Origin of the sequence: Pseudoalteromonas sp. SW0106-04 (assembly GCF_001293805.1) — a bacterium.
In the GTDB taxonomy this organism is placed as follows: Bacteria; Pseudomonadota; Gammaproteobacteria; order Enterobacterales; family Alteromonadaceae; genus Pseudoalteromonas; species Pseudoalteromonas ruthenica.
The window spans coordinates 50,069-70,421 of the sequence record NZ_BCAI01000014.1 but is presented as its reverse complement, the minus strand read 5'-3'; the positions used below and the strand labels follow the sequence as shown (position 1 = coordinate 70,421).

At 49.0% G+C, this 20,353-nt stretch carries 18 protein-coding genes; 14 read left to right on the top strand and 4 right to left on the bottom strand.

The window, feature by feature from the left end:
* The first annotated feature begins 70 nt into the window (after positions 1-70).
* The 6 genes from W04_RS15140 to W04_RS18745 all read left to right on the top strand — a co-directional run bounded on the left by W04_RS15140 (position 71) and on the right by W04_RS18745 (position 7,807).
* Positions 71-2,947 carry a M14 family metallopeptidase gene (locus tag W04_RS15140; protein WP_053911451.1) on the top strand — a complete coding sequence of 959 codons (2,877 nt, stop codon included), beginning with the start codon at positions 71-73 and terminating at the stop codon, positions 2,945-2,947.
* 212 nt (positions 2,948-3,159) lie between these two features.
* On the top strand, positions 3,160-3,333 hold the full coding sequence (locus W04_RS15135; RefSeq protein WP_157576472.1) for a hypothetical protein: 174 nt from the start codon (positions 3,160-3,162) through the stop codon (positions 3,331-3,333).
* Positions 3,334-3,367: 34 nt separating this feature from the next.
* Positions 3,368-4,225: a glutamate racemase gene (gene murI / locus W04_RS15130; RefSeq protein ID WP_157576469.1), complete on the top strand. Its 858-nt coding sequence runs from the start codon at positions 3,368-3,370 to the stop codon at positions 4,223-4,225.
* A 175-nt stretch (positions 4,226-4,400) separates the two neighbouring features.
* Positions 4,401-5,117 carry a sortase-associated OmpA-like protein PdsO gene (gene pdsO, locus W04_RS15125; RefSeq protein WP_022946505.1) on the top strand — a complete coding sequence of 239 codons (717 nt, stop codon included), beginning with the start codon at positions 4,401-4,403 and terminating at the stop codon, positions 5,115-5,117.
* 28 nt (positions 5,118-5,145) lie between these two features.
* Complete coding sequence (locus tag W04_RS15120) at positions 5,146-7,221, top strand: marine proteobacterial sortase target protein (protein ID WP_053911448.1); 2,076 nt, start codon at positions 5,146-5,148, stop codon at positions 7,219-7,221.
* A complete protein-coding gene (locus W04_RS18745) occupies positions 7,214-7,807 on the top strand; it encodes a class GN sortase (RefSeq protein WP_082079328.1) in 594 nt (197 codons plus the stop codon). The genes W04_RS15120 and W04_RS18745 overlap by 8 nt, the downstream gene beginning before the upstream one ends.
* Here W04_RS18745 and W04_RS15115 read toward each other — a convergent pair.
* Entirely contained in the window at positions 7,711-8,655 is a 945-nt protein-coding gene (locus W04_RS15115; RefSeq protein ID WP_045979711.1) for a DMT family transporter, read from the bottom strand. The two genes, W04_RS18745 and W04_RS15115, sit on opposite strands and share 97 nt — an antisense overlap.
* 122 nt (positions 8,656-8,777) lie before the next feature.
* On the opposite strand from W04_RS15115, the gene proB reads away from it, so the two are divergent.
* The 6 genes from proB (at position 8,778) to W04_RS15085 (ending at position 14,722) form a co-directional block, all read left to right on the top strand.
* Positions 8,778-9,884, top strand: a complete 1,107-nt coding sequence (proB, locus tag W04_RS15110; protein WP_053911446.1) for a glutamate 5-kinase — start codon at positions 8,778-8,780, stop codon at positions 9,882-9,884.
* Between the two features lie 84 nt (positions 9,885-9,968).
* Entirely contained in the window at positions 9,969-10,958 is a 990-nt protein-coding gene (locus W04_RS15105; RefSeq protein WP_053911444.1) for a GGDEF domain-containing protein, read from the top strand.
* 54 nt (positions 10,959-11,012) lie between these two features.
* Positions 11,013-11,372: a glutaredoxin gene (locus W04_RS15100; RefSeq protein WP_053911442.1), complete on the top strand. Its 360-nt coding sequence runs from the start codon at positions 11,013-11,015 to the stop codon at positions 11,370-11,372.
* Between the two features lie 116 nt (positions 11,373-11,488).
* Positions 11,489-12,979, top strand: coding sequence for a glutamate--tRNA ligase (gltX, locus tag W04_RS15095; protein WP_022946499.1), 1,491 nt, complete (start codon positions 11,489-11,491; stop codon positions 12,977-12,979).
* Positions 12,980-13,119: 140 nt separating this feature from the next.
* On the top strand, positions 13,120-13,818 hold the full coding sequence (locus W04_RS15090) for a DUF3581 family protein (RefSeq protein WP_053911441.1): 699 nt from the start codon (positions 13,120-13,122) through the stop codon (positions 13,816-13,818).
* A 133-nt stretch (positions 13,819-13,951) separates the two neighbouring features.
* Positions 13,952-14,722: a MipA/OmpV family protein gene (locus W04_RS15085; RefSeq protein ID WP_053911439.1), complete on the top strand. Its 771-nt coding sequence runs from the start codon at positions 13,952-13,954 to the stop codon at positions 14,720-14,722.
* Here W04_RS15085 and W04_RS15080 read toward each other — a convergent pair.
* Entirely contained in the window at positions 14,703-15,251 is a 549-nt protein-coding gene (locus W04_RS15080) for a DUF1415 domain-containing protein (RefSeq protein WP_022946496.1), read from the bottom strand. The two genes, W04_RS15085 and W04_RS15080, sit on opposite strands and share 20 nt — an antisense overlap.
* On the bottom strand, positions 15,244-16,506 hold the full coding sequence (gene waaA / locus W04_RS15075) for a lipid IV(A) 3-deoxy-D-manno-octulosonic acid transferase (RefSeq protein ID WP_053911491.1): 1,263 nt from the start codon (positions 16,504-16,506) through the stop codon (positions 15,244-15,246). The genes W04_RS15080 and waaA overlap by 8 nt, the downstream gene beginning before the upstream one ends.
* A 134-nt stretch (positions 16,507-16,640) precedes the next feature.
* Between waaA and W04_RS15070 the strand changes: the two genes are divergently transcribed.
* Both W04_RS15070 and hldE read left to right on the top strand, forming a co-directional pair.
* Positions 16,641-17,225, top strand: a complete 585-nt coding sequence (locus W04_RS15070; protein WP_053911436.1) for an SIS domain-containing protein — start codon at positions 16,641-16,643, stop codon at positions 17,223-17,225.
* 5 nt (positions 17,226-17,230) lie between these two features.
* Positions 17,231-18,676, top strand: coding sequence for a bifunctional D-glycero-beta-D-manno-heptose-7-phosphate kinase/D-glycero-beta-D-manno-heptose 1-phosphate adenylyltransferase HldE (gene hldE, locus W04_RS15065; protein ID WP_053911434.1), 1,446 nt, complete (start codon positions 17,231-17,233; stop codon positions 18,674-18,676).
* Between the two features lie 36 nt (positions 18,677-18,712).
* Here hldE and W04_RS15060 read toward each other — a convergent pair whose 3' ends face one another.
* The gene (locus W04_RS15060; RefSeq protein ID WP_053911432.1) at positions 18,713-20,272 is read right to left on the bottom strand and encodes a capsule assembly Wzi family protein; all 1,560 of its coding nucleotides are present in this window, start codon (positions 20,270-20,272) and stop codon (positions 18,713-18,715) included.
* Between the last annotated feature and the right edge of the window lie 81 nt (positions 20,273-20,353).

Genomic DNA, 20,353 nt, shown 5'->3' with positions numbered 1-20,353 from the left:
AATAATGCTCGGCTTAGATTGCAGCTGCTATAGTGAAAGCGACGTAAAACCATAATAAAAAGGTAAATTTATGAAGCTAAACAGGATATTAGCAAGTGTTGCATGGGGCTGTGCAGTGTTTGCGGTCAGTGCCCATGCCACTGTGCTAATGCAACCCACGTTGGTGCCCGGTGGCGACTATCCCGCGTTACACCAAGGGCAATATGCGGCAAATATCACCCCAGCCAACGAAGTGCTTGGCTTTGACGTGGGTCAGCGCACCGCCACCCCAGCGCAAATTACTGAGCTGGTAAATAAGTGGGCTGAGCAAAGTGATAAAGCAAAAGTCGTTGAGTACGCCCGCAGTTATGAAGGGCGTCCGTTGCATTATTTAATGATTAGCTCAGCAAAGAATCTGGCTAATATTGATGAAATTAAAGCGAATATTAGTAAACTTAGCGAACCGGACGCGCTTTCATCATCACAAATAGATAAGCTCATTGATTCGACCCCAGGAACGGCATGGATGGCCTACAGTATCCATGGCAATGAATCTTCCGGTGCCGATGCATCTTTAGCACTTATTTACCAATTACTTGCCTCACAAGACTCAGAGATAGAATCGCTCCTAGACGATTTGGTGATACTGGTCGACCCATTAATGAACCCCGATGGTCGCGCCCGATTTACTAAACGCCTGCAAGAAAGCCGCAGTGCCGCGCCTAACTTTGACACGCAATCACTGCTGCACAGCGGTTCATGGCCATTTGGGCGGACTAACCATTATTACTTCGACCTCAATCGCGACTTTTACTTTGCCGTAAATCCAGAATCAAAGGGCCGTATACAAGCCATCAATGAATGGTTTCCGCAACTGATGATCGATGGCCATGAAATGGGTGCCTTAGACACCTTTTTAATGGGCCCGCCGCGTGAGCCGCTGAACGTGAATATTCCCACCAGTACGCGTAAATGGAGCAAGGTATTCGCCGGCGACCACGCCAGCGCTTTTGACGATAAAAACTGGCCTTATTACACCGGCGAGTGGTTTGAAAACCTCTACCCGGGTTATTCTAACTATGCCGAATACAAAGGGTCGGTACATATTCTTTATGAGCAAGCACGTACCGCAGAAGATGGCGTGCGCTTAAAAAATGGCAATGTGCGCAGTTACAAAGAGTCTGTTGACCATCAATATATTAGCTCTTTGGCTAACCTTAAGACCCTGCAACAGCACAGCAAAGCCATGTATCGTGATTTTGTCAGTAATCGCTTAGCGCATATTGACCCCGACGGAAAATATGGTGAGCGCAGCTTTGTTATTCTTCCGACCGATAACACCGCACGCTTGCACAAGCTGTTGGATATCCTTGATTTGCAAGGCATCGATTATTATGCAACCACTGAAGAGCTGAAGGTACGCAAGGCCAAAAACCACCTCGGGCAGGTGCGTGATGCGACCATCCCTAAGGGCGCTATTGTCATCCCCAATCGCCAGTATGATGCGCCGTTACTGGCAACCATCATGGAGTTTGACGCAGAGTTAAATGATGCGGTGCTATTGGAGGAGCGACAAAAGACCCTGCGTGATGGCAGCTCAATTATGTATGACACCACCGCGTGGAATGTATCGATGATGTTTGGTCTGCCGGCATTGGAAGTACCTGAGCACCTTGATGATGGTCTCACCACCTATCAGCGCCCCAGCGAAGCCGGTGTGCAACCTCGTGATAATGCCATTGCTTATGTTGTTGATGGTGCCAGCGATGCTTCTGTGGCGTTTGCCGCGCGCTTACTTGAGCAGGGCGTAAAAGTGCGCGTATTGGCTAAGCCAGGCGTGTTTAATGACACCCACTTCAACCGAGGCTCAGTGGTGGTCAATAATTATGATAACACCCTAGAGAGCGGCGAGCTGAGCGCCTTATTGGATAAGGTGGCAAAGGACGTCGGCGTATCTGCCATCGCTATAGACCAAGGTTTGGGTAAAGGAGACTTACCCGATATTGGCGGCGAAAACTTTAAGTTATTGAAAGCACCCAAAATAGCCTTTATTAGCCAAAATGGCATTGCTCCGGGTGATATTGGCTCGATGTGGCATATGCTTGATACCGAGCTTGGTATTCGTCATAGCCATTTAAGCCAAGAGATGCTCTCTTACAGCGATCTTCGTGGCTACAATGTCATCATTGTCCCTAGTCGTTGGTATGGTGAGTTATCGAAAAGCCACATTAGCGCGTTGGACAAATGGGTCGCGCAGGGCGGCACCTTAATCGTTAATGGCAACTCGGCTGCGCAATTAGCCACAGCAGAAGACTTCTCGAAAGTGGCGCTGTTGAAGCAGAGTTTTGATAAGGCCGATGAGTATGACCTGGCGCTGATGCGCGAGTGGCAAGCCAAGCAACAGCGTATCGCCAATGCTGATTTGATTAATGCTCACAAGGTTTCTGCACAATTAAGTTTTCCTTGGGATAAAAGCGACGATGTGAAGCCTTTGAACAAGGAGCAGCTTGAGCGCTGGCATGATTGGAGTGCTGCATTTATGCCTTCAGGGGCGATAGTCGCTGGGCGCACAGATCAAAAACATTGGCTCAGCTATGGGGTTAATCAGCAGCTGCCGGTATTGGCTGGTGATGTGCCTTTGTTTATGGCCAAGCAAGGTGTTGATGCGGTAGTACGCTACGGTGTGCTGCAAGAAAATAGTAAGGCCGAGCAGCGCATGATTGGCTGGGCGACCATACCGCAAGGGCAAGACCTGTACGTGCGTATGAGTGGCTTGTTGTGGCCTGAAGCGGCGCAGCGAATGAGTAATGCTGCCTATCTTACGCGTGAGAAAAAGGGCAATGGCCAAGTGATCATGTTTGCCAATATGCCTAACTTCCGTGGCGCCACTAAAGGCACCGCACGGTTACTGCTCAATGCCATTGTCTACGGCCCTGGGCTAGGCACTGACGCGGTAATTCAACTTTAAACTGGGATGTTTTTAACGAAGCCGAGTTCTATGTTCGGCTTTTTTGTGCCCTGCAACTAGGACCAGATGGTGAGTGCTGGGTAACCATTATTGTATATTCTTATTACTTGGCCAGTGCCTGAAACTTACCAAAAGACACCTGCCTGCTTATTTTACGCCACCATGATCACCACTTTTTTAGTAGCTGCCAAGATGAAACTTTGCGTATGACTATGGCAACGTTGAAAATGGCGGAAAACTTCGTGCATTTACAGCAGCGGTTTTCACCGTCTCAGGATTGGCAGTACTTTGAGGCGTCGGCCTTAGCCGTGCTCGACCTCGAAAATGACGATTACCTCGATATTAAAGATGATGTCGAAGAGTACTTTATAGACAAGCAACTGTAACCTTTAAATACCTGATTAAGCCGGTTTTTGTTGCTTGGCTTTGTGTCATAAAGGCTCTACACTTGGCCGCCTTAGTAACCCTGAGCGCGCTATTTTGTTCCACTCTTCTATCGGTATTTTCGACTCTGGCGTGGGTGGTCTTGCCATTGCCCAACAAGTGCGACAATTGCTGCCCCAGTATGATATTCACTATGTTGCGGACAGTGGCTTTATGCCCTATGGCGACAAAAGCCCCGAGCAAGTGATATCAAGGTGCTCGCGTATTACTTCTTACTTATGCGAGCATGGGGCCAGTGCGATTGTTTTGGCTTGCAATACTGCGACGATGGCAGCCATTGATACCTTGAGAGCACAATTCACGCTGCCTATTGTGGGTGTTGAGCCCGGCGTGAAACCGGCATTATCATTGAGCAAAACCAAGGTGGTTGGGGTGTTGGCAACGCCCAATACCGTGGCTTCGCCACGATTCATTCAATTGTGTCAACGCCAAGGCGCGGCCTCGGGGCGTATTGTTTTCCAACCTTGCCCTGAGCTGGCAGGTTCCATAGAGCAACTGCAACTGAGTGGCAAAAAGGTGGAGCAACTGCTGCACAGCTACGCGCAGCCCTTGATTGACCAAGGAGCCGATGTTTTGGTGATGGGTTGCACACACTATGCCTTTATTGCTCCTGTCTTGCGAAAGCTATATGGCCCACACATCGATGTGCTGACCACCGAGCAAGCGGTGGCTCTGCAACTGCAACGGTGCTTACCTAGCCAAGCAATCAATCCGGCCTCTGAAGTGGGGAAAACACGCTTCGCAACTTCCGCTTGCCCCGGCTATTTTCATCATCAGCTGCGGTGTTTATGGCCGCAAAACGTCTCTACAGAGGTGGTTGCACTGCCATTTTAAGCTGGCGCTCAGGCTTGCCATTTTATTGCCATAATTGCCCTTCATTTTTCCTTTTTTGCTCCCCTTTGTTGCCACTGTGTCTTGTTTTAATAACTCCTAAGCAAGACAGCACAGTCACCAACCACTTTGTTGCTTGCAATACACCAACCAAATTAAGTATTGAAGGATGAAGACGATGAAAAAACAACTACTTGCAACTGCACTTATTTCGACCCTAATGGCTGCACCCGCGATGGCTAAAGAGAAAAAAGAAATGGCCTCAGAAACAGCATGGGGACTTGGCACGGGCGCAACCATTGGTGCCGTAGTCGGTGGCCCGATTGGCGCTTTCGCAGGCGCATTTATCGGCGGCATCATCGGCGAGAAAGAAGCTGCAGAGAACACCGTTGAATCACAACAAGTGATGCTCAGCCAATATAAAGACACTGACCAACAATTGCGTAGCACCTTAGACCGAAACCGTTCACTGACGGCGCAAATCGACGCATTAGAAAATGAACAAAATCGCTTAGAACAAGCGCGCATTGATAACTTACTGGCAATGACGGTGCAGTTTCGTTCGGGTTCGTCGCGTATCGAGCCACATTTCGCCGAGCAGCTCGACCAGCTCGCTTTAATCCTTAAGCGTAAGCCAGAATTGAGTCTGAACTTGAACGGTTATGCCGATGTCCAGGGCGATGAAAGCGCAAACCTGAGTTTATCGCAGCGTCGTGCTGATGCAGTGCAGGCTTACCTTGTTGACCAAGGCGTGAGTGGCGAACAACTCTATGCTCAAGGCTATGGTGAGCAAAAACTGGTCGATAACGGCAATGAATATGAAACTAACTTCTTCGATCGTCGCGTAACATTAACGGCCCGTGGTGCGACGCAAAGCCAAATGGCTAAAAACTAAGTTTGCCAATCATCACGAGGACCCGATTATGTTGAGTAGTCCTAGCAAAGTGCTCACAGCTCTCGCTGTGGGCCTTTTTTCTCTACTTCTATGTTCGCCGACTTTAGCCAGTAATGATAGTCATGCAAACAACAAAGCGCAGCTGCGCTTAAGTGATGCCCATGGCGCCAATGTAGCGCCCGGAGTGTTACTGAATACCCAAGCAAAAATGCGTATTACTGGCTTAATTAACCATGTTGAGGTAACGCAAACCTTTATCAATCGTCACCCGTTTGCTGTCAATGCTCAGTATGTGTTTCCGTTGCCCAGTGAAAGTGCGGTACACGCCATGGTTATGACTGTGGGAGAGCGCAAAATTGTCGGTAAAATTGCTGAGAAACAAGCGGCACAGCGTCAGTATCAAGCGGCTAAACGTGCCGGTAAGCGTGCGGCTCTAGTTAATCAGCAACGTGCCAATATGTTTACCTCGCGACTGGCTAATCTTGGCCCCGGTGAGCAGGTGCGCATTACCTTGCAATATCAAGAAATGGTGTCTTTGCGCGATGCTCAGCTCAGCGTGCGTTTGCCGATGACCTTCACACCTCGTTATCACCCAAGGCAGTATCGTCTTGATGGTGCTGATGAGGTCGCACCGGCTAGCAGCCCTGAACTAGAAAAGACTGCAGGGGCGACTGCAAGTAAGACAGCAGGGTTAATGTCAGGCTGGATGAGCCCGCGTTTTGTTCAACAAGCCACCGCTCAGCAGCGACTGACCAATACACAGCCGAAATTGCAGCTGCAAGTAGATATCGATTTTGGCCTCGCACTACACAGCATTCGCACCCCTCATTATAAGGCGGATATTCGCAACCCTAGCTTTGGTCGTTACCAGCTTTTAGTGAGTGATGAAAGTATGAACCGCGATTTTGTACTGCGCGCCAAAGTGGAGCAAAGCGATAAAGCACGTGCCGCTTTCTTTAGGCAGACAGCGCAAAGTGGTGATTATGGGCTACTAATGCTGCTCCCACCAAGTGATGAATTCAGCGCCCAGCAGCGTTTAGCGCGAGAGCTCATTTTCGTGATTGACAGTTCTGGCTCAATGCATGGCAGCTCCATGCAGGCGGCAAAGCAGGCGCTGTTTTATGCGCTGGACAACATGAATGAAAATGACAGCTTCAATATCATCGACTTTGACTCTACGGCGCGTTTATTCCGACCCAGTGCCGTGGCGGCTAATGAGTTTAACCGCAATGAGGCAGAGCGATTTGTTTATAACCTTGACGCCGATGGCGGCACCGAAATAGCCGGTGCGTTGCATCACGCGCTAGACGCCAAGCAACACCCGGGGTTTGTTCGTCAGGTGGTGTTTTTGACCGATGGGAGTGTGAGTAATGAGCAAGCGCTGTTTGATTTGATCAAAGCTCGATTAGGCGATAGCCGTTTATTTACGGTGGGCATCGGCAGCGCGCCCAATAGCTACTTTATGCGCCGCGCCGCGCAAGTGGGTCGTGGTAGCTACACCTTTATTAGTGATGGCTCTGAGGTGCAAGCGCAAATGCAAGCGTTGATAGCACGCCTTGCCAACCCTGCACTGAGAGACTTGCACCTCGCTGGGGCGCGCAGTGGTGAATTAGACTACTGGCCCAAACCGTTACCGGATCTTTATTTTGGCGAGCCGTTAATGGTTGCAATTAAGCTCGACAGTCAGCAGCAAGATATCCACATTAACGCCACGTCGCAACATGGTCCATTACGTCTGAGTATGCCAATGCATGAGAGTGCGCGTAATTATGAGCGTAGCGAAGCCATTGCGAGAGTCTGGGCGCGTCAACAAATAGCTTCACTGTTACTTTACAATGAACAGCAAACGGTGCGTGAGCAAGTCTTGGAATTAGCGCTAAAGCATCAGCTGTTAAGCCCATTCACCGCCTTTATCGCGGTTGATGAAACGCCAGCTAAAAGCCCGGCAATGCATGATGAGCAAGTACCTAACCCTATGGCCCAGGGGCAGCGTCTTATGCGCTTTGCGCAAACAGATGGTCAATCATTGTGGCATGTACTAGTGGGCATGATGCTGATGGTGATTGCATCCGCTTGGCTTAAAGTGCGAGGTCAGCATGGGTAAACGGAGGGGGCGTTACGCCCTATATGGGGTGTTTGCACTGGGGTTGTTGCTCTTTACTCAAGGGGGCTATGTACAAGCCAAAGCATGGTTGGCTCAGCACCTTATTGAGCGAGCTTGGCAGCAAAGCTTGATACGCCAAGGCGCCGCAGTCGCGCCTTGGTATTACGCTGATACCCATGTGGTGGCAAAGCTCAGTGTGCCGGACTTAGCGCTTGAGCGCTATGTGCTGGCCGGAGCCAGCGGCCGAAATTTGGCGTTCGGCCCCGCTCATGCTTTGGCCTCGAGCCCATTGGGCAGTGATGGTAGCAGCGTGATTGCTGCGCATAATGATACCCACTTTGCTTTTTTACGCCATGTGCAGGTGGGCGACACTCTGGTGTTGTCGCTTGCCGATGGTCGTCAATTAAGTTATCGCATTGAGCAAAAACAAGTGGTGCATCAGGAGCAGACCGCAGCGGCCAGTGCTCCCGGTTTGCATCTGGTGACGTGTTACCCTTTTAATTCGCCTGCTTCAGGCACGGATTTGCGCTTGTTAGTTTCTGCCTCATTGATTTCTTCCTCTTCCAAGTCAACGACAATCGCCTGATGTCGTTGGCTTATCATCACCCCAGCGAACACCACGGCAATGCTTAACCATTGTCCTAGGGTCAGTACCTCGCTGAGCACAATGGCAGAGAGCAACAGGGTAAAAATAGGGATCAAGTTTGAGTAGGCGGCGGCAGTGAGTACCGATACTTTACTGATGGCATAGTTATACATGCCATAGCCGCCAAGGGTTACAAAGGTGCCTAAATAGAGGATATGAGCAAAGGCAATGGGATCATGGTTCTGCGGCACTTCTACAAAAAGCAAAAATGGCGCAAAGAACAGCGAGCCTGCTAACCCTTGCAAGGCAATCAAGCTCAGCGGTGAGTAGCGCGCCGCGAGGTGTTTTACGCTCACAGTGTAATAAGCGGCGCAGAGCATCGCCAGTAGCTCCAGGGTGTTGCCAACAATGGGGTTGGGCGCATGCTCAGAGGCAGGAGAGAGCATAGTGAGCAAAATACTGCCACCGATACACAGCGTAAAGCCGACAATAATGGCGCGACTGATACGCTCCTTGAGCATAAAGAACGCCAGTACAGCGACAATCAGCGGTAAACACGACACAATCACCCCTGCTTGTGATGCCGAAGTGTGCTCCATTGCGTGGCCTTCGAATAGAAAGTACAGGCAAGGCTCGGCTAAACTCATCGACACTAGGTACTTCCAGTCACCCTGGCGATAATCAAAACGCGTAATAAAACGCCACAGGCATAGGCTTACGGCTAGCGTGGTGAGCATACGCAAGAAAATAACCACAGCTGGGTCGTACACGCCAATGGCATACTTTAGCGAGATAAAAGAACTGCCCCATAAGAAGGTGGCAATAATTAAACATAAGCTTGCAGGCATAAACAAACGTGGGGTTAAGCAAAATTGCGGCGATGCTAGCACACTTGAATTAATTTAACTTGTTTGTGCGCCTAGTCCTAGGGTAATAATTAGTCATCATTTCCACAAAGTGAAGTAATTAAGTGCAAACTATTGTCGTTAAGTTGGGCACCAGCGTGCTGACCAATCATGGCCGAGGCCTAGATAAAGCGCACATGGTTGATTTAGTGCGCCAGTGCGCGCAATTGAAGCAACAAGGCCATCGTATAATTATCGTCACCAGTGGGGCGATTGCAGCGGGGCGAGAGTTATTGGGCCGCCAGCCTGGTACTGAGACCTTGGCACAAAAGCAGATGTTAGCTGCGATAGGGCAAAGCCAGCTGCTACATACCTGGCAAAGCATATTTGCGCTCTATTCAATTGCCGTGGGGCAAATGTTACTGACACAAGCAGATTTAGAAAATCGCGAGCGCTACCTCAATGCTCGTGATGCGTTGCTAGCTATATTGCAAGAGGGAGCGGTGCCCATCATCAATGAGAACGATGCCGTCGCAACCACACAAATAAAAGTGGGTGACAATGACAACCTCTCCGCTAAGGTAGCCATATTAGCTCGCGCTGATACCTTGTTATTGCTAACTGATCAGCCTGGACTATTCACCGCCGATCCGCGCAGCCACCCCGATGCCGAGCTGATTGCGGAAATCCGCCATATTGATGATCAGATAAAGGCGTTAGCAGGAGGTTCAGGCAGCACTGTGGGCACAGGGGGGATGGCTACTAAACTGGAGGCTGCGAGTATCGCTCGTCACGGTGGCGTGGATGTGGTGATCAGTGCAGGACATGGCCAGAATGTCATCATAAATTGTTTGCAGCAGCAAACAGGCACCCGGGTATTGAGCTTAAAAGCACCTCGGCGCAGTCGCAAGCTGTGGTTGCTAGCAGGGCCGGTGAGCAAAGCCAAGGTGGTACTCGATAGCGGTGCGGCAGCAGCGATTGCAAAAGGTGGAGCCAGTGTACTTCTGGTTGGTATAACGCAATTAAGGGGGCCGTTTAGTCGTGGTGATGTCATCACTTTGTGTGACGAGCAAGGGCTTAACTTAGGCAAAGGCGTGGCGAGATATGACAGTGTGGCTGTGGCCCAATTGCTGGCTCATAAAGAGCAAACTATCGTCGAAACCTTGGGCTACAGTAATGGCGCTATGCTGGTGCATCGTGATGACTTTATCAATTTCACTGACAGTGTTTAGCCTGCACACAGTCATTTTGCACTGGGCACATAACCCTTTTTGTTCGTCTACACTTAGGAGAATCAAGCAGCAAAACAAGCGCCTATGCAAAGTAACTCCTGTGGTCATCAATGGATCATTCGTCTAACGCAGCAACAAAGTGAACGTGCGTTGGATGCAGCGCTTATTGATATACTCAGTCAGGTGTTTGCCGATAACAATTTTGCTCTGTACATGAATAAACAATTTACTTCGCAGGGCCGCATACGATGCAGCTATTCAGGGTGCTCAGCAGCAATACTCAATGATGAACAAGCGCAGCAGTTAGTGGCAAAAATTGATGCTGAGCGCATGCGCATTAGTGGTAGCCAAGGACAGCATGTGTACTTTCCTATCTACCATCTTGGTGCAGTGATAGGTTTTGTGCAAAGCAGCAGTGACTTCGCGCTGACGCATGATTCACCCTTCGTGATCACTAATATTCTTAATATTTACGCCAACCAGCTGTATTTACTGTATCGCTCGCGATTAGACCCACTCACTGAACTGCTTAACCGGCAAACTTTTGACTCACAGGTGATGGACATCATCAATGGCGACGGCTTTGCTGATCATCGTGACAATGAACTTGAGCGCCAATGGTATCTTGCCATGTTCGATATCGACCACTTTAAACGCGTTAATGATACCTACGGCCATGTGATTGGTGATGAGGTTATTATTCTCGTAGCGCGAATTTTAAAACAGAGCTTTCGCAGTGAGGATTATGTGTTTCGCTATGGAGGCGAAGAGTTCGCCGTACTATTGCTGTGCGATAATAAAAACCAAGCGATGCAAATGTTAGAGCGACTGCGCGTAACTGTGGCGGATTTTACCTTCCCGCAGGTAAAAAGATTGACTATTAGCACTGGTTTTTGTGCTTTTGATGATATCTCAATGGTCCCTGAGCTGGTGCATAAAGCCGATTTAGCCCTTTACAATGCGAAAAATAATGGCCGCAACCAAGTGGTCGATTTCCATAGCTTAAATATTCCTGATAACACCAAGGGTGCAGGCGACGATGATCTAGACGACGATATGTTGGAGCTATTTTAACCACTTTCAGAGCGTGCTAAACTCTGCGCCGAATTTTTCTGTTTGAGAGTGCTTATGAAGTTTGTACGTTGGTTGCTAGGCCGTATTATTTTGTTCTTTAATTTTATCTTTACTCCGCGCAGTAAAAAACGTCCTGCTGAAGCGCAGCAGCAGTTAGATGCGCAAACCGCGAATATGGCGTTGTATCAGTTTCACGCCTGCCCGTTTTGTGTAAAAGTACGCCGCGCGATTAAGCGTAACGGCCTAAAAATACAAACGCGGGACGCTAAAAACAATGACACATACCGCCAAGAGCTTGCTGAGCAAGGGGGCAAAGTAAAAGTGCCATGTTTACGTATTGAGCAAGACCAGCAGGTGCGCTGGTTGTATGAATCATCCGACATTGTTGCCTACCTTGACGATTTAGCTGCTTAAGCAACCAGTCTATTTATCGTTAACGCCGCAATTGCGGCGTTTTCCACTACGAAGTTTTGCCCCTTTGTGCTAGCATTTGCAGCAAATTTTTGTTGCTAATTGAAAGAGAAGCTAGCATGACTGACCACACCTGTGTTCGCACCCGTGTTGCCCCTTCACCTACGGGTGACCCGCACCTAGGCACTGCCTATATTGCCCTGTTTAACTACTGTTTTGCCAAGCAGCAAGGCGGTGAATTCGTATTGCGTATCGAAGACACTGACCAAGTGCGCAGTACTGCAGAGTCAGAGCAGGCGATCATGGACAGCCTACAATGGCTAGGTCTGCAATGGGATCATGGACCGGATGTCGGTGGTGAGTTTGGCCCATACCGTCAGTCAGAGCGCTCAGAGCTTTATAAAAAGTATGCGCACCAGCTCGTGGAGCAGGGCAAAGCTTTTTATTGTTTTGCCAGCGCCGAAGAGCTTGAGCAAATGCGTGAGCAGCAAATGGCCGAAGGCTTGCGTCCTAAATACGATGGACGTGGGTTACTTTTGAGCGAAGAAGAAATTCAAGCCAACCTGGATGCCGGTAAGCCTTATGTGATCCGCATGAAAATACCGGAGCAAGGCACCTTTACTTTCAATGACTATTTGCGTGGTGAGATTGAAATCCCATGGGAAAATGTCGATATGCAGGTGTTATTGAAGCAAGATGGTTTCCCTACTTACTTCTTAGCTAACGTGGTGGACGACCACCACATGCAGATTAGCCATATTTTCCGTGGTGAAGAGTGGATTAACTCGGCGCCAAAATTACTGAAACTGTATGAAGATTTTGGTTGGCAAGCGCCGGTATTAGGGCATTTACCTTTGCTGCGTAACCCTGATAAATCAAAGCTTTCAAAGCGCAAAAACCCAACGTCTATTAATTACTACAAGGAAATGGGCTTCCTTCCTGAGGCGGTGCTAAATTACTTGGGTCGTATGGGTTGGTCGATGCCTGATGAGCGAGAAAAGTTTACCCTCGCTGAGATGATTGAACACTTTGATATGAAGCGTGTTTCTCTCGGTGGTCCGGTATTCGATGTGGAAAAACTAAAGTGGCTGAATGGCACTTGGTTGCGTGAGGAGTTTAGCGATGAGCAACTAATTACGCGTTTTGTCGATTGGAAATATAACGCTAATACGCTAAAGCGCATATTACCTGAGGCGAAAACCCGTATTGATACACTCTCTGACTTAGTCGACTTGGCCGGGCATTTTGTCGCCGGGATGCCTGAATATGACCCTGCGCTATTAACCGATGGTAAAGCGCCAGAAGATGTGGTGCGCCAAGCACTGCAGTTCTTTATTTGGGAGTTGGAAACACTGCGCACCTGGGAAAAGTCAGCGATCTTTGCCATTGCGAAAAAAGTGGCGACCTTCCATGAATTGAAGATCAAAGACTTTTTAGAGCCTATTTTTGTTGCTATTACCGGCAAGAAGTCATCTACATCGGTGATCGATGCGATGGAAATTCTTGGCTCTGATATGTCGCGAGCACGGTTGCGTGTAGCGCTAGGGCACATCGGTGTATCTAAGAAGCAAGCGAAGAAACTAGAAAAAGCCTACCGCGATTTTAACTAAGCATTGGCGAGAAGACAGCCGCAGCCTGTTATGCTGCGGCTTTTTTGTGCCTTTTTTCCATAAATTGCAACAGATTCGACCTCTCCATGCGTAAATTTTGTTACACTGCCGCAGTTTTTTTGAACTAAAGCAGAGCAGGTATGTTAGAGCAGTTTTATCAAGACTTTGGTACCCATGTGTGCATTTCTCGTGAGCAAGGCAGTCGATTTGCTAAAGCGGTCGCCGATGACTTCAACCCGTTACATGATGTCGAGGCGAAGAAATTTTGCGTGCCTGGGGATTTACTGTTCTCGGTGGTACTCGATAAATATGGAATTAATGAGCAAATGCACTTCACCTTCGCCAATATGGTCGATGAGGGTGTAAAGCTAAGCATGCCGCAAGGAGAAGCACAGTTCGATATTAAAGACGGCGACAAATGCTATCTAAGCGTGCAGCGTGAGGGCGAAAACAGCCAATGTAAAACCCTGACCAATGCGCTGATCAAAAACTATGTTGAATTCTCGGGAAAGGCCTTTCCCCATGTGGTTGTGCCACTGATGGCAAAGCAAGGTGTAATGATTAACCCTGCGCGGCCAATGATCATTTATGAATCAATGAGCATTCATATGGATACCCTAGTAGTAACGGCTCCTGAACTGCGTGAAGCCGAACATGTATTTACCTACGAAGGTAAGCGCGGCAAGATTATTTTGCGCTTTGATTTACTGGCGCAGGGTGAAGTCGTGGGTCGTGGAGAAAAGCATATGCTGGTCTCGGGGATTCGTGAGTATTGTCAGGACACGGTGGATGAACTGATACGCGGCTATAATGAACGCAAAGCGGCATTGAAACCGTAATAAAGCACAGATAGAAAAGCGCCTGAAGGCGCTTTTTTTTGAGTCTTTTTTCGCATCCAGTGACATTTGGCACAGGTCGAATGGGATGTTGCTCTTTACAGTGACATTTCAATCACATCACAGGATACGAACAATGAAAAAAGTATTGAACGCTGCCTGGTTCTTGTTAGTCGCCGTGCAGGCCCAGGCTGAGCAGTCTACTCAATGGCAGGTCACCCTCGGTGCTGGCGGAGCCATTATCACAACCCCTTGGGCTGGGATGGCAACACAACATCAGTCACTGCCGTTTGTAAGTGCTCAATATGGACGTTGGCGCTTTAGTGTTGACCAAGGGCTGGTGAGCTACCGCGTGTTGGATAGTCAAGTCGGTATTGATATGGGTCTTAACTTTCGCGATCCCAGCTACGACAGTGTTCTGTTATATAAGAGCGACCTTTCTGACGACCCTGTATTCACCTCTTATGACGACCCTAGTGGCGAGCTGGTCGCAACTATGGCGCTCAACTATCATGGCTTCTCGGCCCGTTTTGCCCAAGATATTAGCAATGAATCCAGTTCGCTGGCGGCAAACGTTTCCTACACGCTGTCTCCTTGGCAGTTGAGTGACAAGCTCCGGGTACACACAAGATTCGGAGTTCGGTTGCTCAGTGAAGATTATACCCAACACTTTTATGGTGTAAGTAGGGTGCAAGCTGCCCCACAGTATGGGCGCACGGAGTATCACTCCCAAGGCGCTATCAACCCTTTTGCACGTATTGCCCTGAGTTATCAATTCGCACCGCAATGGCAGGCAGTGGCCGCTTACCGAAGCGAATTGTGGGACGATGAAATTTATCACAGCCCCTTAGTATCGACACATTATACGCACCAGTTAATGGTCTTTTTTACTTATCGGCTGCGTTAGTGCAGTGTTGCAACAGTTGCTGCCAAAAACGGCTACCTTTACGCCGAGCCAAACGAATGTTGTTTTCGGGAATACTTTCAGGGTCATCGTACTGTGCGAGTGCCTGCTCCATACTGTGTTCGCGAATAATATGTAAGGCCGGGTAGGGGGCGCGATTAGTGTAATTTGCGGCATCCTCAGGCTCGGCGTCAGCAAACACATAGTGAGGATGAAAGTGGGCTAATTGATAGGTGCCCTCAAAACCCTGTGCAACCAATAAAGCATTAGCTAAATCTATTAGCTCGAGAAAATCATCAAAGTCGTTAAAACCCTTAGCAAAAATCACCAAGGTGGTTTCAATGTCGCTATCATTATCAAGCACACGACACTGCTCTAGGGTGTCAAGCACCGCCTCATCAACGCTAACGGCATCACTGGGATGATAATGAATGCGTTGGCTTTCGACTTCTTTGCGAGCAAACGGGCAAAAGTTGTATTTAACAATGACCGCACTGACCCATTCACGCATGGCTGCAACACAGTTAGACATCAGTGTATTCCTCTATAATCGCCAATGTTTTCGCTATCGCCCCTTGGTTTTTCTTCACGACATTAAGGCCTATCGCGCCCATTTGTTGGCGCTTATGAGGGTCATGGCTGAGTGCGATCAGTTGTGCTGCTAAGTTATCGGCTTGCACTTGCTGCGCACCACCTTGGTTGATGAGCTCTGGGTAAACGTGGGCAAAGTTGAAAGTATGGGGGCCAGTTAAAACTGGAATGGCGTGGGCGCACGCCTCTAATGGGTTGTGTCCGCCGCGCGCGATAAGACTGCCGCCGATAAAAGCGAGATCAGCGCAGCCATAAAGCATGGTCAGCTCCCCTAGGGTATCTGCGAGCATGACGCTCTGCCCTTGGTAGTCGTTGTGACTACGACGACAAAAATCATAATTCTGCTGTTTAAGCACGGTGGCGACATTATCAAATTGCTCCGGATGACGCGGGGCAATGATCAGTAAAGCCGAGGGCTGCTGCTTAAGTAATTGCTGGTGTGCTTGAAGGAGTAATTCCGGCTCGCAAGGGTGAGTGGAGCCGGCAATCCAAACAAAGGGTTTATTGAACTTGTGACGCAATTGCTGAGCTTGTTGCTGGTGCTTTTCGCTGACGGTGATATCGAACTTGATGGAACCGGTAACATGCACTTTATGTTGGGCCAGACCCAGCTTTACAAATCGCTCGGCGTCATCATGATGGTGGCAGGCAAGCACATCAATATGGCGCATTATATCCCGAGTGAGGGGGGCTACTTTGGCATATCCGTTGGCGGATTTCGCCGACAGCCGCGCGTTAATAATCACGGTCGCTAAACCTGCTTGTTTCGCCTGCTTTAATAAGTTCGGCCACAGTTCGGTTTCTATTATAGACAGTACTTTTGCTTGTGTACGACGGATAAAGCGCCGTTGACACCAAGGCAAATCGAACGGTAAGTAGCAGCAGCTTAATCGCTCTTTGTTTATGGCGTCAGCGAATAAAGTGGTGATTTGCTCACGCCCGGTGGGGGTGTTGCAAGTAATGACTAAGCGGTACTTGGCACCGAGCAAGGCTTTTATCAGTGGTGCGCTGGCAAGCACTTCACCGACTGAGGCGCAATGCAAAATAATATCGCCAGTGGCCTGAGCGTAGCCAAAGCGCTCGCCAAAGTGTTGGCGATAACCAGGGTTCTTACGACCACGCAAACAATATAGGTATACCCAGGCTATGGGGATCAGTAGTACTAATACAAGCGAATAAAGAAAACGGGCAAACACGATAAAGCCTAATTGTGAAATTCGACTAAAGTGTACCGCAGGCAATAGGGCAAGCCAAAGCTTGGCTGACAAAAACGTGCATTTATCAGTACTCTTTGGAATAATGCCGATAAACCCGTGAATGAGGACGCTTTATGGCTAATATTGACAACGCCGCCAACACTTACCTCGATAGTCTTGCGCGCCACCGCGCACTATTCGACACCATGGAACAATACCAACCGCAAGTATCGCAATTGTTGAGCGCCTGTCATCAGGCACTAGCTGCTGGTGGTAAGGTGATCTGGTTCGGTAATGGTGGCAGCGCCGCAGATGCACAGCATCTCGCTGCAGAGTTTGTGGTGCGCTATAAAAAAGAGCGCGGGCCACTGGCATCCATTGCTCTGACAACGGATACTTCCATTTTAACCGCGCACTCTAACGACTATCATTTTGAGACTGTATTTGAGCGTCAAGTTCAGGCGTTGTGTAAACCACAGGATTTAGTGATTGGCCTGACGACTTCGGGAACCAGCGCTAACATCAATCTCGCGCTTCAAGCGGCCAACGACATTGGTGCTTACACCGTGGCTTTGACTGGCCGTGAAGGCGGCTCCGTTAAAGATATTGCTAAACTTCCTATTATCATCAGCAATGATGAGACCGCGCGTATCCAAGAAGCCCATATGTTTATCGGCCACTGGTTGTGTGAAGCCCTAGATATGCTAGTGGCGGAGTAAGCAACATGGATTTAGGTCTGTTAAAACAGCTGCACAATGCCAAGGTCTTGGTGGTTGGCGATGTCATGCTTGACCGATACTGGCATGGTGACTCCGGGCGTATTTCCCCTGAAGCGCCGGTACCGGTGGTCAAAGTGAACCAGCTTGAAGACAAAGCCGGTGGCGCTGCCAATGTCGCCAAGAATATCGCGCGCCTTGATGGTCAGGTAGGCCTGCTAGGGCTTATTGGTGAGGATGAAAGTGGTCAAATTCTAGAGCGCATTCTTGCTGATGAACACATTGACTCACAGTTAGTCCATGCTGTGGAATTGCCGACGATAGCCAAGCTCAGGGTGATTAGTCGACACCAGCAAGTGGTGCGCCTAGACCAAGAAGAACAGTTTTCTAAAGAGCATTCGCAGTTATTGTTGAATCGTTTAGAGCGTGTGGTGGGTGACTATGATTTCATTGTTTTCTCAGATTACAACAAAGGCTCATTGACGCTCATTGAGGCCATGATCCGGGTGGCCAAAGACGCTGGAAAAACCGTATTGGTAGATCCTAAGTCGCCGCAGTTAGGTCTATACCGTGGTGCCGACTACATCACGCCTAATTTAAATGAGTTTAAGCTCGCCGGAGGCGATGCCAGCAGCGAGCAGGCATTGACTGATACGGCGCGGGCATTAATAAAAGAGGCGGGAATTGGCGCGATGTTGCTGACTCGCTCAGAACAAGGTATGTCGTTGATTAGTGCCAGCGCTAAACACGACTATCCCGCACAAGTGCAAGAAGTGAGTGATGTCACAGGCGCTGGCGATACCGTAATCGCAACTTTAGCGGTGATGCTCGGGGCAGGAATGCCAGATTCTGATGCGGTAGAGCTGGCCAATTTAGCAGCGGGTATTGCTGTGAGTAAGCTAGGTGCGGCTACCGTGTCGCCTGAGGAGCTCAGTGCAAAACTAGGCCAGTACCTGCGTGCGAATGGCGAGCATTACCAAACGCCTTTTGAATCGGTAATCCAGCATATTGAGTTTGCGAAACAAAATGGTGAGAAAATTGTATTCACCAATGGTTGCTTCGATATCCTCCACGCCGGTCATGTGCGCTATTTGGCACAAGCGAAAGCTATGGGAGACAGGCTCGTTGTTGGCTTAAATACCGATGATTCCATTGCCCGGCTGAAAGGGCCTGAACGTCCTATCAATCCTTTAGCTGAGCGGGCCATGGTATTGAGTGCACTGAACTCTGTGGACTGGGTGATCCCTTTCGGCAAAGAGCATGAGGGCGACACGCCGGCAAAACTGATTGAGCAAATCAGCCCGGATATCTTAGTCAAGGGCGGAGACTACAAAGTAGAAGATATTGCAGGGGCCGAACATGTGCTGCGCCATGGCGGCCATGTTGAAGTGCTGGAGTTTCTCGATGGTTGCTCAACTTCCAACGTCATAGAGCGAATTAAAAAAGGACAGTAAAAAAGGAGCTACGGCTCCTTTTTTGATGAGTCAGGTTTAAAAGTTGTATTCAAACTTTAGGTATGCGCTGGTGTCTGTTTCTGAGCCCTCAACGGTATCATTGTTAGCAACAACGCCACCCACAGTGAAACGTCCTTTCATCGCTAAAAAGCGATAGCGAGCTTCCAGCTGCTGGCTATCAATCGGTGTTTTGGTAATGCTATGACCAAGGTCAGGGTTGTTGGGGTAGCGATCACTGTTGTCACTGTTAAAGTCGATTTGGCGCAACTTGACTTGCCAGTCATGACCATTACTTTGTTGGCCTAAAACAGTAAATACCCAAGATTGCGTGTCGTTATCGTAAGCCGAGCCAATAGTCCGCCCCTGATAACGATAGCCGGATAGATAAATAGAGTGCTCATAATAGCAGTTCTCAATATCCGGTGCCTCGGCGGCACAGCTGACGCCAGTATCGATATATTCCAGGTTAAAAGTCAGGTTTTGCGCGAATGCATATGCGCTGGTTTGGGCGCCAAAGACATAGGCTCTATCTGCCGGTTTAAAGTAACTGCTCGCATCTTCGCCAATTGTGCTTACATACAAAGCATAAGGCTGAGAAAAAAGCGTGTCCGACCAACGCACATCGAGCCCGGCAAGTTGGTTACCGAGTTTGGTCTCCTGCTCAGAGGTACAGCTGTCAGCGCCATTTGCACATTCGGTTTTACCTAAGATCATATCAGCAAAGTCTCCTAACGAGCTTGGCTGGCCTTCACCTGCCCATTGCGCTGACCACGATAAAGCAACTTCAAGTTGTTGTAGCGGGCGGAAATTAACGCGGGTACTCCATAACATCGCATCAGGCTCGACCCGTGTTGACTCAAGTTGCGCCATCTGTGCGGTAAATGACCAAGGGCCAATCCAACTTAGCCAGGGCGTTTCAAACGCGGTGGCCTTTTCACGGCTCACACTAATCGCTGGTAGCGGTTTGGCGTTGGTGGACATAATCAAGCTGTTATCAATACCCGGCCCCCAAAACTGTTCAACTGCACCGGCACGAAATATCCAGTTTCCTAAACGATAAGCGATATAACTGTGGTCCAAAGTCGTGTCATCACATTGCTCGAGTGCTTGCTCATTGGCCACAATATCCGCTTGACCTTTATCTTTGATATAACAATTACGTCCGTCTTCACGATGATTAACGGCTAGTTTTGCCGCAAAGTTCTCTCCCAAATAGCTGTAACTTGCAAGCATTTCTGTTTGCTGAGAGTGGCTCATCCCAAAACTGGTGACTGCACGGGGATCGGTGGCTTTAAAGCTATGCACTTGAAAGTTGTGAGGTTGGCCATTTTCGGATTCAAAGCGGTGACGCACGCGCAGTGCCGCATCTTGAAGCTCAGCACTTAATGATGCAACCGGTGCCGCGCGCAACTCGTCGATAAAGCTATTCCACATAAGTGGAAATGTGGTTACCGGGGCTGAGATTACACCGGCATCGGCAAGGCGTTGGATATCTGCACGAAGACCATAATCATCAGGCTTAACCCAAGGCTCAGCAAAAACTGAAGAACTAACTAAACACAAAAAAGTGCATAATGAAGAAGTAGAGAAGCGCACGTTATTAGTCCCTAATACAAAACGAGCGGGTAGTCTACCAAGCTAATAGTGAGTTTGCAGCAGTTGAAATACGCTTTGATA

Coding starts and splice junctions, on each gene's coding strand:
- W04_RS15140 (WP_053911451.1), top strand. CDS start 71: ATGAAGCTAAACAGGATATTAGCAAGTGTTGCATGGGGCTGTGCAGTG.
- W04_RS15085 (WP_053911439.1), top strand. CDS start 13,952: ATGAAAAAAGTATTGAACGCTGCCTGGTTCTTGTTAGTCGCCGTGCAG.
- pdsO (WP_022946505.1), top strand. CDS start 4,401: ATGAAAAAACAACTACTTGCAACTGCACTTATTTCGACCCTAATGGCT.
- gltX (WP_022946499.1), top strand. CDS start 11,489: ATGACTGACCACACCTGTGTTCGCACCCGTGTTGCCCCTTCACCTACG.
- W04_RS15115 (WP_045979711.1), bottom strand. CDS start 8,655: ATGCCTGCAAGCTTATGTTTAATTATTGCCACCTTCTTATGGGGCAGT.
- W04_RS18745 (WP_082079328.1), top strand. CDS start 7,214: ATGGGTAAACGGAGGGGGCGTTACGCCCTATATGGGGTGTTTGCACTG.
- W04_RS15090 (WP_053911441.1), top strand. CDS start 13,120: ATGTTAGAGCAGTTTTATCAAGACTTTGGTACCCATGTGTGCATTTCT.
- W04_RS15105 (WP_053911444.1), top strand. CDS start 9,969: ATGCAAAGTAACTCCTGTGGTCATCAATGGATCATTCGTCTAACGCAG.
- hldE (WP_053911434.1), top strand. CDS start 17,231: ATGGATTTAGGTCTGTTAAAACAGCTGCACAATGCCAAGGTCTTGGTG.
- W04_RS15100 (WP_053911442.1), top strand. CDS start 11,013: ATGAAGTTTGTACGTTGGTTGCTAGGCCGTATTATTTTGTTCTTTAAT.
- W04_RS15135 (WP_157576472.1), top strand. CDS start 3,160: ATGGCAACGTTGAAAATGGCGGAAAACTTCGTGCATTTACAGCAGCGG.
- W04_RS15120 (WP_053911448.1), top strand. CDS start 5,146: ATGTTGAGTAGTCCTAGCAAAGTGCTCACAGCTCTCGCTGTGGGCCTT.
- W04_RS15080 (WP_022946496.1), bottom strand. CDS start 15,251: ATGTCTAACTGTGTTGCAGCCATGCGTGAATGGGTCAGTGCGGTCATT.
- W04_RS15070 (WP_053911436.1), top strand. CDS start 16,641: ATGGCTAATATTGACAACGCCGCCAACACTTACCTCGATAGTCTTGCG.